At 36.2% G+C, this 13,971-nt stretch carries 15 protein-coding genes and 2 other annotated features; of the genes, 1 reads left to right on the top strand and 14 read right to left on the bottom strand.

Translation table 11 applies throughout. From position 1 onward, the window contains the following. The first annotated feature begins 340 nt into the window (after nt 1-340). On the top strand, nt 341-1,882 hold the full coding sequence (locus ACEN4N_RS00490) for an ATP-binding cassette domain-containing protein (protein WP_407089594.1): 1,542 nt from the start codon (nt 341-343) through the stop codon (nt 1,880-1,882). A gap of 222 nt (nt 1,883-2,104) precedes the next feature. Here ACEN4N_RS00490 and rpmA read toward each other — a convergent pair whose 3' ends face one another. From rpmA to radC, 14 genes are all read right to left on the bottom strand, one after another. Further along, entirely contained in the window at nt 2,105-2,395 is a 291-nt protein-coding gene (gene rpmA, locus ACEN4N_RS00485; protein WP_197105071.1) for a 50S ribosomal protein L27, read from the bottom strand. A gap of 13 nt (nt 2,396-2,408) precedes the next feature. Next, nucleotides 2,409-2,756: a ribosomal-processing cysteine protease Prp gene (locus tag ACEN4N_RS00480; RefSeq protein ID WP_138403601.1), complete on the bottom strand. Its 348-nt coding sequence runs from the start codon at nt 2,754-2,756 to the stop codon at nt 2,409-2,411. A gap of 2 nt (nt 2,757-2,758) precedes the next feature. Beyond that, complete coding sequence (rplU, locus tag ACEN4N_RS00475) at nt 2,759-3,067, bottom strand: 50S ribosomal protein L21 (protein ID WP_138403602.1); 309 nt, start codon at nt 3,065-3,067, stop codon at nt 2,759-2,761. Between the two features lie 42 nt (nt 3,068-3,109). Next, nucleotides 3,110-3,185 (bottom strand) — a sequence feature (ribosomal protein L21 leader region). A gap of 61 nt (nt 3,186-3,246) precedes the next feature. Next, on the bottom strand, nt 3,247-3,873 hold the full coding sequence (locus ACEN4N_RS00470; RefSeq protein WP_407089593.1) for a DUF1054 family protein: 627 nt from the start codon (nt 3,871-3,873) through the stop codon (nt 3,247-3,249). Between the two features lie 9 nt (nt 3,874-3,882). Beyond that, nucleotides 3,883-4,860 (bottom strand): dipeptidase, encoded by a 978-nt coding sequence (locus ACEN4N_RS00465; RefSeq protein ID WP_407089592.1) that lies wholly within the window; start codon nt 4,858-4,860, stop codon nt 3,883-3,885. Nucleotides 4,861-4,876: 16 nt separating this feature from the next. Continuing rightward, the gene (locus tag ACEN4N_RS00460; protein WP_407089591.1) at nt 4,877-6,244 is read right to left on the bottom strand and encodes a Sapep family Mn(2+)-dependent dipeptidase; all 1,368 of its coding nucleotides are present in this window, start codon (nt 6,242-6,244) and stop codon (nt 4,877-4,879) included. Between the two features lie 141 nt (nt 6,245-6,385). Further along, complete coding sequence (locus ACEN4N_RS00455) at nt 6,386-7,189, bottom strand: transporter substrate-binding domain-containing protein (RefSeq protein WP_407089590.1); 804 nt, start codon at nt 7,187-7,189, stop codon at nt 6,386-6,388. 43 nt (nt 7,190-7,232) lie between these two features. Beyond that, nucleotides 7,233-8,048: a transporter substrate-binding domain-containing protein gene (locus ACEN4N_RS00450; protein ID WP_407089589.1), complete on the bottom strand. Its 816-nt coding sequence runs from the start codon at nt 8,046-8,048 to the stop codon at nt 7,233-7,235. A gap of 110 nt (nt 8,049-8,158) precedes the next feature. Next, nucleotides 8,159-8,380: a binding site (T-box leader), on the bottom strand. Nucleotides 8,381-8,490: 110 nt separating this feature from the next. Continuing rightward, nucleotides 8,491-9,033, bottom strand: coding sequence for a rod shape-determining protein MreD (gene mreD, locus ACEN4N_RS00445; RefSeq protein ID WP_407089588.1), 543 nt, complete (start codon nt 9,031-9,033; stop codon nt 8,491-8,493). Then, nucleotides 9,034-9,873, bottom strand: coding sequence for a rod shape-determining protein MreC (mreC, locus tag ACEN4N_RS00440; RefSeq protein ID WP_407089587.1), 840 nt, complete (start codon nt 9,871-9,873; stop codon nt 9,034-9,036). 27 nt (nt 9,874-9,900) lie between these two features. Then, complete coding sequence (locus ACEN4N_RS00435) at nt 9,901-10,920, bottom strand: rod shape-determining protein (protein ID WP_407089586.1); 1,020 nt, start codon at nt 10,918-10,920, stop codon at nt 9,901-9,903. Nucleotides 10,921-11,140: 220 nt separating this feature from the next. Continuing rightward, nucleotides 11,141-12,544: an aldehyde dehydrogenase family protein gene (locus ACEN4N_RS00430; RefSeq protein ID WP_407089585.1), complete on the bottom strand. Its 1,404-nt coding sequence runs from the start codon at nt 12,542-12,544 to the stop codon at nt 11,141-11,143. A 219-nt stretch (nt 12,545-12,763) separates the two neighbouring features. After that, nucleotides 12,764-12,964 (bottom strand): cold-shock protein, encoded by a 201-nt coding sequence (locus ACEN4N_RS00425; protein WP_338489361.1) that lies wholly within the window; start codon nt 12,962-12,964, stop codon nt 12,764-12,766. 158 nt (nt 12,965-13,122) lie between these two features. Beyond that, entirely contained in the window at nt 13,123-13,818 is a 696-nt protein-coding gene (gene radC, locus ACEN4N_RS00420) for a DNA repair protein RadC (protein WP_338489363.1), read from the bottom strand. Between the last annotated feature and the right edge of the window lie 153 nt (nt 13,819-13,971).

Genomic DNA, 13,971 nt, shown 5'->3' with positions numbered 1-13,971 from the left:
TTAAGATTGAATTTATGTCCACCTTTTACTTTACCACTGATTTATTGACTCTACATTAATTAATCCCTTTTTAAGAAAATATTTGTAAAAAATCTGACTTTGTGGTACATTTTGAATAATAAAAAGATAGGTGGTGTACAAATGATTATTATCTAAAAAAGCAGCTTTAGGAAAATAGACACACAAGGTTTATTTTCTGCGGTCTTTTTTAGATGATAATTGTGCATCCTACAGGCTTTTTTGGTATACCAAACTGCCTACTAATATGCCCTTTCCTAAAAACGGCCGTGCTGCAATCTCATTGTAGTCGGCCGTTTTTTTGAATATGAGGTGAATATTTATGTTACAAATTAAAAATTTAACTATACGACATCGATATGATTTATCGATTTTAATGGAAAATGTCAACTTCGTGGTGAATTCGGGTGATAAACTCGCGATTATTGGACAAGAAGGTAATGGTAAATCAACATTGCTGCACTATATCTTACAACAAAATCACATCCACAGTTACTTAGATATTTCTGGTGAGCTGGTCAATCAGTTTAGTAAAGTAGGCTATCTACCACAAGCTCTACCGGAAGAATTATTAGAAGAAGAGATTGAATCATTTTTCTTTGCGGATATAGACGTCGCAACACTTGATTACACTGAATTATATAAATTTGGGAGTCAACTTGCCTTTGATATTGACAGATTATACTCCCAACAAACACTGAAATCACTTTCTGGTGGTGAACGCATTAAAGTTCAACTTCTTAAATTGCTCATGATCGGCTGTGATTTATTACTATTAGATGAACCATCCAATGATTTAGATATCGAAACTTTGAATTGGTTGACGAATTTTATAAAAAATACAACACAAACGGTCATCTTTATCTCCCATGATGAAGCCCTGTTAGAAGAAACTGCTACAAGTGTCTTACATCTTGAAAGATTGCAACACAAAGAACGCCCTGTAGCAACCTTCGCCAACTTACCCTATAGTGACTATATTAGCCAAAAAGAATCCAAGTTTAATCAACAAATGAAAGTTTCATTGAAGCAACGCGAAGAACACGATAAAAAGATGGCACGTCATCATCGCATCGAACAAAGTGTGACACAACAGTTAAGAGCTGCGCATGATGCAACTGCTGGTAGATTGCTTGCCAAGAAAATGAAAGCAGTCAAATCTACGGGGAATCGCTATGACCGCGAAACTGAAAATTTTGACGAAGTCCCAATAAAAGAAGATCCTATTGATATTCGTTTTTCGAATACCCAGCCTGTTCCTCAAGGTAAACAAATTCTTAATCTATATAATGAAACGATAGAAATTGATGACAAAGTTTTAGCCAAAAACCTTAAACTAACTGTGAATGGGTCTGACAAAATCGGTATTATAGGACAAAATGGTATCGGTAAAAGTACCTTCTTAAAGAAAATTGAGCAAAAATTGGTGAATACTGATGCAGTAAAAGTTGGTTATATGCCACAAAATTATGAAGACATCCTTTCACCCGAAGATACTCCCATTAGTTTCTTAAGTGAAACTGGTTCGGCTGAAGAAAGAACACAAATTATGACTTACTTAGGTAGCATGAAGTTTTTGCCTGATGAAATGTCGCATTCTTTCAACGCCCTTTCTGGTGGCCAAAGAGCAAAACTATTCTTACTAAAATTTGACCTACAAAAACAAAATGTATTGTTATTAGATGAGCCGTCAAGAAACTTTTCAGCTACATCGCAGGGTGAATTAAGACAAAACTTTAAAGACTTTCCTGGTGTAATCATCACGGTATCGCATGACCGCCGCTTTTTACAAGCTGTATGTAATCGTATTGTTGAATTAACACCAGATGGCTTTGTTGATCGAAGTGATATGTTGAAGGAGTAGACGACTTTGATTAGTCTTCATAAGCTTTTGGGTTCTATATAGGAATCTGCTTAAATTTTTTCAGAAATGAAATGAGCCCACTAATGAAATGGACATATCTCTGGTTGTCCACGTTCATAGGACCAGTATAAATCTGCCAAAAACAAAATAAAAAAATAAGCCAGTTTAGACTTTTAAATCGTCTAAACTGGCTTATTTCAATTGATTCTTAATTAATACTAATTAAGCTTCTTGAACTGCAGGGTATACAGAAACTTGCTTTTTGCTGTGTCCTTTGCGCTCAAATTTAACAACACCGTCAACTAGTGCGAATAATGTATCATCCCCACCACGACCTACGTTGTTACCTGGGTGGATTTTAGTTCCACGTTGGCGGAAAATGATTGATCCACCTGTAACAGTTTGTCCGTCAGATGCTTTTGCACCTAAACGTTTAGCGATTGAGTCACGACCGTTTTGTGTCGAACCTCCACCTTTTTTCGTAGCGAACATTTGTAAATTAAGTTTTAACATTCCAATGCACCTCCTATGATATGAATTCTTTTTCGTATATATTTATAAATTCAGGATAACTTTCTGCCAGCACTTCAAAAGCAAAATGCAAATGTTGAAGTAATAACTGCGCATCATGAGTCACTGATTTACTTAAATTTGAAGGTAGCGTTACTTTTAAGTAACCTCCCTCAATTTCGTTTACTTCCGTTTCAACTTCAATGTTCAACAATTGAACTAATGAATTCTCAACTGAAATAACTTGACTCGATACTGCCGCACAAACAATATCATAACCTGGATCAGCATAACCTGCGTGACCCGTCATTAAGACTTGTTTAATGTGCTTATGAGTATCGCGATAAAATGATATGTTAATCATTATTATGCGTTAATTGAGTTAATTGTAACTTTTGTATAAGGTTGACGGTGACCCTGTTTAGTATGAGAGTCTTTACGACGTCTGTATTTGAAGATTGTTACTTTTTTACCGCGACCTTGTTTTTCAACAGTCGCTTCAACAGTAGCACCTTCTACAAATGGAGCACCAATTTTAGTGTCTTCTCCACCTACTAATACAACTTCATCAAAAGTGACTGTGTCACCTTCGTTAACGTCTAACTTCTCAATGAAGATTGTTTGTCCTTCTTCAACTTTTACTTGTTTTCCGCCAGTTTTAATAATTGCGTACATTCAAGCACCTCCTATATTTTTATTGTCAGAGTAATCACTTACTCCTACACCGAGACTCGCCATTTTAAGTGGATGTTTCCATCACTTATATACTTAAGATGTGCGGTTGCAGATGGGTGCACAAATACAACAGTAGTATCATAGCAAAATAATAGATAAGCGTCAACTATTTTTAATAATTATTCATAAAATTTCATTGCTTTTTGATACATAGGTAAAAGCTCATCAACTGTCTTTGCTAGCCAAACTTTATAGTCTTCTTCAGACTGTAATTGATGGTTCATCTTAGGTTCAATTCTCCCAATCATAAACTCTGCACTTTTAACTATTTCTAGACGTTCGAATAACTTAGCTAAATCCGCTTCTTGAATCGTTTCATAAGCCAATTTGGTATGATTGGGAATAATCATTATATCCTCAGGTAAAGATTGAAACACTTCAATATCGTCCTGAAAGAGTTTCGCAATATCTTTTTGATATAAGATATTATCAATAAAAGACAACATAATAAAAAGATACTCTCCCTTAATCCCAATTTGAAAATGAGGATATTTCTTATAACCACGGTTATCTCCACCAATGGCACACCAAGTTGATTCTAGCTCGTGAACTGAGCGTTGGATATGCTTTGCGACATGAACTGGCAAGGATTCAGTTGAATTCAATTTTGTTTGAATATGCTCCGAAATGAAATGACCATAATATCTAAATAATGGTTGGATTTCTGAGCGAATCAAAGCCATCTGTGTGTCTAAGCCTTTAATATTGAAGAGATTGAATTCCTCTTCTGTAAAAATATTTTCCATCACATTCCCCTATTTCATTACATCTTTAATTACACGCATGGCATTTTGGAAACCAAATTTTTCAATAGTTCCGTAATCCCAGCCTGAATGCCATAAGGCATCAAATAACAGATTCATCTTATCTGGGCCATCAATTTCTAACTCACCGCTCATGCCGTCAAAGTCTGTTCCTAAAGCGAGGACTTCTGCACCACCAATGTTACGAATGTGGTCCAAGTGTTCAATCATAACTTTAATGGTCGATTGATTTTGCGTTATATCTTTATTTAAGAATTTGCCAAAGAAATTCAGACCAATGACTCCACCAGACTCAGCGATTTTCTTGATCATATCGTCTGATAAGTTTCTTGGATGCGGTGAAAGAGCTCTTGCATTTGAGTGGCTCGCAATGATTGGTTTCGTTGACGTTTCAATCACATCATAGAACCCACCATCAGATAGATGCGAGACATCAATTACCATGCCTAGGCTATTCATTAATTCGATAGCTTCAAAGCCGAATTTCTTTAAGCCTTTTCGCATGTCGTTCTTGTCAAAACTATTCGGGTATCCAATAGAATTTTCTTTATTCCAAGTAAGTGTGACTAATCTAAAGCCCATCTCGTATAGATCTTCTAAGCGAGTGAGATCTTCCCCAATCGGTCTGCCGTCTTCTAAAGTTAAGAATATCGAGATATTATTAGCCATTTGGTTGCTTCCAAGTGTCTCATAGTTAGTTGCTAATTGAATGCTATTACTAAACTTATCAATACTTTCTTGTAAATGTTTGTATAGTTGATCGATGTATTCTTTATCGCTAATTATTGGTCTATTTTGCTTTTTAAATATGGCTTCATTTAGCATGAAAACAGCTAAAAATTGTGCCATCGCTCCGCCTTGACTTAATCGTTGAATATCAAGGTGTGTTAGAGAATTGTGCATTAAAGAATCGGCACCTGATAACGACGTATGCATAAGTGTGTCTGCATGTAAATCAATGAACTTCATACATAAACCCTACTTTCTATAATTGAATTAAACGAACCATTGCATCTGTTAGAGCACCCAAAACGGTAGGTATGGCTGATAAATTAAAGTATTCATCTGCCTGATGTGCGCGGTTTTCCATACCATCATTTAAGTATGTGATTCCGAATGCGACACCAACTCCCTGGAATAATTTGGCATAAGTAATGCCCCCACTATAAAATGCAGGCTGATCCTCTGAAATCCAATCATCATAAACTCCCATTAATTGATTTACATAGGGATTATCCATTGAAATTTCAGTAGGTGGGAAGTGGAAATGGTTCCCAATAATAAAATTTGGAAACTTACTTTCTAAAGTTGTTTGTAATTGGTCTTTAGTAACCGGATTAGGGAAACGAATATCTACCACAAGTCTAAGTTCACCATCTGTTAAATGACATTGTGACGGATTCACAGTCGGTGACCCCATAGGTTCATAGTGTGATTTTAAGTCTAAACCAGCACCGTTGTAGTCATTAAAAGCTGCATTAAATGGCACTGCCCATTCTTCATCTAATTTCTCCGCTAGCAATTTGAATAAGTGTGCGAGTGCATTTTCTCCTAATTCAGGCTTAGAACTGTGTGCAGATTTCCCATAAATAGTTAAACTATTACCAACTAACGCATGTTTGAAAGTTAATTCCTCAAGTGCTTCAGTGACTTTATCTATCGCTTCTTCTTTAAGAATGACATCAACACGATCATTAATCGCATTTTCAGAGTTAATTGTTTCGATTGTGTCAACTATCGTTGATTGAATTTCCCCTTCTAATGAAAAGGCTGCATCCCCTTTTTCACCAAGTGTTATTTGGAATGATGAATCTGGTGTAAACATAAAGTTTGGTAAGCCATTTTGTTCTACATAGTATACAATATCTTCGAATGAACTCTCTTCATCTGTTCCTACTACGAGACGTAAATTATGGCTTAAAGTTAAATCCATTTCTTTAATCATTAGTAAAGATACATAGGACAACCAAACAGCCACTTTCATATCTTGAGCACCACGTGCGTAGAGATGATCTCCTACAATTTCTGCTCCAAATGGATCGTAATTCCAACCATCTCCAACTGAAACGACATCCATGTGTCCAACAACGTCAATACGTTTGTCAGTCTTTTCAGATGCAGGTAGTTCGATAACTAAATACTGGCCTTTATCGTTAAAAGTATTAAAGCCATCCTGATCGGCTCTTTCCTTCATCCAAGCAAGTCCGTTCGCGATACCTTCACCGTAAGGTGCTTCTTCAGAAACAGTCTTTTCTTCGTATATTGTGGGAATCTGTAATAAGTCAACCATTCCTTCAATGATCATATCATTGTGCTGTTCTGTCAATTGTTTAATTCGTTCTGCTAAATCCATTCAACCAAATCCTCCCGTAAATACTTATCTTCAATTATAAATATGATATAAAGGCTTACATTCTTATTAAGTTTAACATATTTATATTCATTTAAAAAAAGAGCCGTCAGTAATATTACAAACGGCTTCTTTGATATTTCTTTAGATTAACTCTATATATTTTTCAATTAACTCATCATACTCGCCATTTTCAACCATTTCTTCAACAACGCCATTAATGACTTCTAACAAATCTTCGTTATCTTTATTCAAAATAACTGATTGACCTGTCTGAGCTTCTTCATCAATGAATGGGAATTCTTCTAAAAGAACTAGTTTACCATCATTTTGCTTTATAAATTGAGCTGCTGCGACTTCGTCTAATAAAACAGCATCTAAACGGTTTGTTAATAGTGATTGAATTAAATCATTATTTTTCCCTAGAGAAGTTAAATTTGCATCAGGGAATTCACTTAGAATGATTCCTTCTTGAATTGAAGCTTTTTGAGCACCTAAGCGTTTCTCAGCAAAAGCTGAGACATCTTCAAACTGTTCTGCGTCTTCAGCACGAACAACGAAGTAATCTGTTGTTTCATAATAAGGTGTTGAGAAATCAACTTGCTCAGCACGGTCTTCAGTATAACCCATACCAGCAATTAAGATATCCACACGATTTGTCTTTAACGAAGGGATTAAACCGTCAAAGCCCATATTTTCAATAACGAGCTCTACCCCAATTTCGTCGGCAATCTTTTGTGCTAAATCAATATCTGCTCCAATAATTTCCTCTTGCCCATCTTCGATAGAAATCCATTCGAAAGGCGGATAATCAGCCGATGTTCCAACAACAAGTTGCCCTTTTTCTTTAATGCTCTTTAGCGTTGTTTGTGCTTTTGCGTTTGATAATGGTAAGACAAGTGATGCTAATAACATCACAGCTGTGATAACTTTCATTATTTTTTTCATTGTTACGCCTCCTGATATTGTCCGCTGATGCTTTCTTTATCGCCTATTCTTCCGTTTGTTCAGCGTTTAATTCTGTATTCTTAGTTACGATTTCTTCCATTTGTTCTGATTCAGTCACATCAGCGATAACTTCATTGATGGCTTCCATTAACTCAGTGTTACCTTTAGCCGTTACAGCAGCGAAACCTTCGTTTTCTTCTTCAACTTGGATGTCGTCTAGTAAGACAATTGCGTCACTGTTTAAGTTAACGAATTCACCAACGACGATACCGTCCATTAAGACTGCATCCACTCGTTTTGATTTTAGAGCTTCGATAAGATCGCCATTTTTGTTCATTGATACTAATTCAGCATCAGGAAGAACATCATTTAGTAAACTTTCTTGAATTGTACCTTTTTGAACACCAATCTTTAAATTAGCGAAATCTTCAATTGACTCAAAGTTTCCTTCTTCTCCAACAGGGACAACGAATTTACTATTTGTTTCATAATAAACTTCTGAAAAATCCACTTGCTCAGCACGTTCTTCAGAATAAGTCATTCCTGCAAGAACCATGTCTACACGGCCTGAGCTAACTGAAGGAATTAAACCATCGAATGATGTATCTTCAATAACTAACTCAACACCAATTTCATCGGCAATTAATTGTGCTAGATCCGCATCAATCCCAACGACTTGTGCTTCGCCTCCATCTAGGACTACCCATTCAAATGGTGGGAAATCAGCGCTTGTACCTACGACTAATTCACCTGCTTCTTGAATATCAGCTAATGTTTTTTGTGCTTCTGCTGGTTTCACTGATGCGAATAAACCTATTACGACTACGACAGATAATAATACTTTCATCATTTTTTTCATTTTTATTTCTCCTTTTTGTTTTTCTATTTAATTCAACTTCAACGCGACTGTTAAATATTAAGCCTTATTTACAAATGCATACAAAAATACCCGTCTCTAGTTCCTTCGAACATAGAGACGGGTTTGAGACCGCGGTACCACTCTAGTTAACTCCTCTAAATAAACTAGAAGAATTCCCTCAAAATTGTTAACGCTCAGACAGCGAAGCAAGCTACTTATTCACTTGCCTGTCTCATAAGTGCGGTTCAACAATAATTCATCGGTAAGCTTCCACTCTACCTTACCTCGCTTTGATGAGCTTTATTGTCTACTCTCTTAATCTCAGACTTAATTTATTAACTTGAAATGAGTTTAGCAATTCTTATAAGATAAGTCAACTGTTTTTATCATTTTATTAAAAAAACTTTCATTCTGCCGTTTTTTTATCATTTCATTCTAATAATTAGAATATTATGTAATCTTCGTAACCTAACCAATTTAATAAGCTTCGTGTTGGGAAATAAAGAATAATCGCCATCACAATATTAAAAATCAATGTCGGGCTTAATCTTGAAACTAAAAAGCCAGTCATAGAAATCATTGACGTGCCTAATTCATTATAAAAGACGTAAACTAAGGCATCGAGGATTACAATCCCTACAAAGAATAACATCGCATGAACTGGCATCTTCTTTGGAAAATACTTTTTAACTTTAATAATTGAATAAGCGATGATGAAATATAAAGTAGCATAAACACCTAAAACGGTTGTGTTATACGAATCATAGAATAACCCAAACATAAAACTATAAATTAAAATATTACTTTCACGAAAATAAAAAGCAAATGTCACAATATAGTACAAAGTGATATGTGATACGATCACTTGGCCATTCCCTAAAAATGCAGCTGGAAATATGGCTGGTAAGGCTGCATCAATAATTGTTGTTAGGAATAAAATCACAGGAATTGTCCACTTTAATCTTTGCCAACGATTGATTCTCATCTATTCACTCTGCCCTTCACCGATAATCACTGTGACAAAACGAATATCAGTCATCTCACCCGCAGGTTCAATTTCAACAACTTGGAATAAGCCATAATCATCCATATAAGATTCAGCTACTTCCCCAATTAATAAAGTAGCAGGTGTGATTCCACCAAGACCTGATGTAATAACCATATCACCACTTGCCACTTCTGCTGCTGGATCGACTTGAGTCATAATATAATGTCCGGTTCTTGGATCATATGAACTCACGATACCATTGGCTGATGAATCACCTTGCGTTTGGATTCTTGCAGAGACCATGCTTTCGTTTTGTTGTTGTGTTGTTAATAACATCACTTTAGAACTCATTGGGTTTACTTCGACAATACGTCCAATTAAACCATTCCCAGCCATGACAGACATGTCTTTTTTGATACCTTCATTGGCCCCAACATTAATTGTTAGAGTTTCCATCCATTGGTCAGGGTTTCTAGAAATGACCGTGGCATTGACACGAGTAAAGTCACTTAACGTCTCTGATAAATCTAATTCTTGACGCATTTTTTCATTTTCTGTTTCTAAATCTGCAATTCTTACTTGCATCTCATCGATTTCATCAATTTTAGATTTTAAACTTTGATTTTCTTCAAAGGTATTTATTAATTCATCAACTGAATCAACAAAATTCACTACGATATTCACGGGAGCAGAGAAGACTCTTCCTACCCACGCACCGGTTTCATTGACTGCACTACTGACAACATTAGTAGTCCCATTATTCAGTGAAAAGAATACCAATGAAATTACGGCTATACCTGAGATAAGTAATCCGATTAATTTCTTATTATTTAACATTCATTCCTCTTCCTTACCTAAAAAACTCTAGCGTGAGCGACGCTCGTGTTCTTTACCTTGTTTATTTAGTTCTTTCAGCATCTTTCCTGCACCAATTGCGACACTATCGAGAGGTATCTTAGATAAGTGCACAGGGATACCAATTTCGTCATACAATCTTTCAGGTAGACGCTTCAATAAGGCGCCACCGCCCGATAGGACAATGCCAGATTCCATTATATCAACAGAAAGCTCAGGTTTCGTCACTTCTAACACTTGTTTAATTGACGTTACGATCATCGAGATGACTTCATCTAAGGCTTCAGAAACAACCTTAGCATATATAATTCGCTCATCAGGAACACCAGTTGCGATATTACGACCTTTAACGACCATCTTATCATTTTTATCATATTCAGTAAATTTCGCATTCCCAATTTCTATCTTCAATGCTTCTGCTTCACCGTAACCAATGGCTAATTGATAATTTTCACGAACAAATGCTTGAATCGCTTCATTCATGCGATTCCCACCAGCACGAGTTGTAATATTATCTACAACTTCACCATAAGAGATGGTCGCAACATCCGTTGTTCCACCACCAATATCGACCACCATCTTTCCGCGGGGTTCGGATATTGATAAGTCAGCACCTAAAGCTGCTGCAAACGGCTCCTCAATGATCATAGCACGTGAAATTCCTAAGTCTTTAATGGCGTCAATCATTGCTCGTCTTTCAACTTTTGAAATATTACTTGGCACACAGATAACTACTTCTGGCCGTGAAATGGACCGATGAACAGCTTGTTTTATATAGTGCGATAACATCTGTTTTGTTAATCCGAAATTTGCAATAACCCCATCACGCATTGGCCGAATAATTTCATATTTGTCAGAGGTTCTTCCAACTAACTGCTCAGCTTCTTTTCCAAAGGCAACAATTTCACCGGTTTCTATTTGCTTGGCAACAATGGAAGGTTCTCTCAGCGCAATGCCTTTTTTCTCAATATAAATGATGGTGTTAGCAGTACCGAGGTCAATGCCTAGTCTTTGCTTATTCCAAAACATTGCTTCTCCTCCTTTTGACAAGAATATAATCATACCAAAACATTATAGCAAACCAATCAATCAAAAAGCTACCAATCTTCACACTCTTAATAAAATTATATAAGTTTTTTTCAATTTGTAAACTAAATAAATAGGATTACTCGAACTTCTTAAGTAAGACTTATTATTCTTCTAATTTTTCCCATAAAAAAGGGGCTGTCTTGCTAGCCCCTAATAAAACTTATTTAAATATCGCTTTAATTTCTAAGTAATCTTCAATTCCGTAATGGCCTTTCTCCCGGCCAACACCCGATTGTTTATAACCTCCGAAAGGTGCCGCATTGTTAACTGTCGCTCCGTTAACAATAACATTTCCTGTTCTAAGTTGACGAGCTACTTCTAAAGCTTCTTCTTCGACACCCACAACAGCGCCGCTTAGACCGTATTCTGAGTCGTTCGCGATTTCAATGGCTTCAGCGACATCTTTATAAGTAATAACTGAAAGCACTGGGCCAAAAATTTCTTCTTGTGCGATAGTCATATCGTTAGAAACATTCACAAATACAGTTGGTTCAACAAAGTATCCTTTACGGCCAATTTCATTCCCACCAATAAGAACTTCCGCTCCTTCTTGTTTTCCTTTTTCAATGTATTCAAGAACTGTTTCTTTTTGTCCTTTTGAAACTAGGGGACCAACAACAATCTCTTTATCATTTGGATCGCCGACTTTAGCCTCTTCGACATATTCAACAAGTGCCTTTTTCACGGCGTCAAGTTCATCTTCTGGCACAAGTAAGCGAGTTAACGCAGAACACGATTGTCCTGTATTATTTAATACCGTATCCATTGAAGATTTCACTGCTGTTTGTAAATCACCATTTTTTAAATAAACTAAGGCAGATTTACCACCTAGTTCAAGTACAAGCTTTTTAATGCCACCTTTAGCTCTGTCGAATAAATTACGACCGACATCCGTCGAACCTGTGAAGGAAATTAAGCCGACATCAGTATGTCCTGCTAAGTAGTCCCCTAAATCACTCCCGCTACCTGTAATTAAGTTGAAAACACCTTTAGGTAACCTAGCTTCATCAATGATTTCAGCTAGTATCATTGCAGTTATCGGTGTATCCGAAGCAGGTTTAACAACAACTGTATTCCCTGCTAAAAGTGCGGGTGTAATTTTACGCTGAATTTGGTTTAAAGGATAGTTCCAAGGTGTAATAGCTGCAACAACACCAACGCCCTCTTTCATAATGGTCGCATTCTCAATTTCTTCTGTAAAATCAAATTGTTTTAATGCTTCAACAGAAGCCTCTAGTTCTTCAGCTGAACGAACGACTTGAGAATATTCACTAAAACTACGAGCAGATCCTAGTTCTGCTACGACTGAGTCTGTAATTTCCTCTGCTCTTTCACGAATGCCTTTTCCAATTTTTAAGACATATTCCGCGCGTTCTTCAGGTGATAACGTGTTCCAACTTGGGAATGCTCTTTTTGCAGCTTCAACAGCTTTATTCGCGTCCTCTTTATTTCCAATTGGAACTTTCGCAATGACTTCCTCGGTTGTAGGGTTAATAACATCTTTTGTCTCTGGGCTTTGACTATTTGTCCAAGAACCATCGATATAAATTTGGTAAGTCTTCACTAATATTTCCCCTTTCATGATTATAAGCATCATATGTTTAAATTCATTCAATAAATACATGAGTCACTATCAATATAATGGTTTAATATTTACTCTGTTCACAATTCAGTCTATCATCGGAAGCACTTTCATTCAATTTATATGCATATAAAAAAGCTCAAGACAAATGTCCTGAGCCTTACTCTTTAAAGAGATTTTAATTAGTCATTGTTAACAAAATTATAGTTTATTAACGTTAGCTGCTTGAGGTCCGCGAGCTCCTTCTTCAATATCGAAAGATACTTCTTGACCTTCTTCTAAAGATTTGAATCCGTCACCTTGGATTGCTGAGAAATGTACAAATACGTCCTCTTCTCCATCACGTTCGATGAATCCGAATCCTTTACCAGCGTCAAACCATTTTACTTTTCCTTCTGCCATTTTCATAGCCTCCTCTTCGTGCCTAGCACTTGTATTATATTCTTGCTGATGGTACGAATTGAATTATTTAAAAATCTTTCTTACCTCTGACAAAAACATATGTTAATGTTATCACAATGGATAAAAAATGCAATATTTTTACATTTTTATTTAAAATTTTAATCAAATAAGTTCGTGGTTTCATGAATACTTAAATATTCATGCTGCCCTATAATCAAATGATCCAAAACATTAATCCCCATTAACTCACCACACGCAATCATTCGCCTAGTAAAGTGTAAGTCTGCTGGGCTTGGTTGTGTATCCCCACTTGGATGATTATGAGCGATGATAATTCGAGCCGTTGGATACTTTACCGCTTCTTTGAAAATCTCTCTAGGATGCGCGACAGAACTATTTACGGAGCCAATAAAGATAGTCTGTTTCTTAATAATTTCATTTTTGGTATTAAGAAATAATACAACAAGATGTTCTTGATGTAAATCAGCCATTTCTGTAATGAGCCATTCCCCAGCAGACTTGGTAGACACAATATGTCCATACTTTGGTACTGCACTCGTCGCAATCCGGTAACCTAATTCTATCGCGGCTTTAAGCTCAATGGCCTTCACCGGTCCGACACCTTTGACTTGTTGAAACTCTTCAATGCTGGAATGTTTTAATTCATTTAAATTTTGAAAGTGATCGATAAAACGCAGCGAAAGATTGAGTACATTCTCTTCTCGTGTTCCAGTTCTAAACAATATTGCTAACAATTCCTGATCTGACAAGGCTTTTTCACCATAGGTCAGTAATCTTTCCCTCGGTTGCAAATTTTTTGGAACTTCTCGAATAAATGATTTTGAAATGTACATAAAAAATACCTCCTTTTTGTGTATATATATAAATACGCAAAAAAGAGGCATTTCCATTATTTTATTTTCACTTTTTTCAAAAATAATTGTCTCACATCTGAAACAAAGTACAATGATCCTGTAACTAATAGGATTCTATCTGTCAAGTCCATA

This window comes from Ruoffia sp. FAM 20857 (genome assembly GCF_045528645.1).
GTDB classification, from domain to species: Bacteria; Bacillota; Bacilli; order Lactobacillales; family Aerococcaceae; genus Ruoffia; species Ruoffia halotolerans.
This window is presented reverse-complemented; position numbering and strand designations above follow the sequence as displayed.

Excerpts from the sequence above, each read along its gene's own strand:
- ACEN4N_RS00490 (WP_407089594.1), top strand. The coding sequence starts at position 341 with ATGTTACAAATTAAAAATTTAACTATACGACATCGATATGATTTATCG.
- rpmA (WP_197105071.1), bottom strand. The coding sequence starts at position 2,395 with ATGTTAAAACTTAATTTACAAATGTTCGCTACGAAAAAAGGTGGAGGT.
- ACEN4N_RS00480 (WP_138403601.1), bottom strand. The coding sequence starts at position 2,756 with ATGATTAACATATCATTTTATCGCGATACTCATAAGCACATTAAACAA.
- rplU (WP_138403602.1), bottom strand. The coding sequence starts at position 3,067 with ATGTACGCAATTATTAAAACTGGCGGAAAACAAGTAAAAGTTGAAGAA.
- ACEN4N_RS00470 (WP_407089593.1), bottom strand. The coding sequence starts at position 3,873 with ATGGAAAATATTTTTACAGAAGAGGAATTCAATCTCTTCAATATTAAA.
- ACEN4N_RS00465 (WP_407089592.1), bottom strand. The coding sequence starts at position 4,860 with ATGAAGTTCATTGATTTACATGCAGACACACTTATGCATACGTCGTTA.
- ACEN4N_RS00460 (WP_407089591.1), bottom strand. The coding sequence starts at position 6,244 with ATGGATTTAGCAGAACGAATTAAACAATTGACAGAACAGCACAATGAT.
- ACEN4N_RS00455 (WP_407089590.1), bottom strand. The coding sequence starts at position 7,189 with ATGAAAAAAATAATGAAAGTTATCACAGCTGTGATGTTATTAGCATCA.
- ACEN4N_RS00450 (WP_407089589.1), bottom strand. The coding sequence starts at position 8,048 with ATGAAAAAAATGATGAAAGTATTATTATCTGTCGTAGTCGTAATAGGT.
- mreD (WP_407089588.1), bottom strand. The coding sequence starts at position 9,033 with ATGAGAATCAATCGTTGGCAAAGATTAAAGTGGACAATTCCTGTGATT.
- mreC (WP_407089587.1), bottom strand. The coding sequence starts at position 9,873 with ATGTTAAATAATAAGAAATTAATCGGATTACTTATCTCAGGTATAGCC.
- ACEN4N_RS00435 (WP_407089586.1), bottom strand. The coding sequence starts at position 10,920 with ATGTTTTGGAATAAGCAAAGACTAGGCATTGACCTCGGTACTGCTAAC.
- ACEN4N_RS00425 (WP_338489361.1), bottom strand. The coding sequence starts at position 12,964 with ATGGCAGAAGGAAAAGTAAAATGGTTTGACGCTGGTAAAGGATTCGGA.
- radC (WP_338489363.1), bottom strand. The coding sequence starts at position 13,818 with ATGTACATTTCAAAATCATTTATTCGAGAAGTTCCAAAAAATTTGCAA.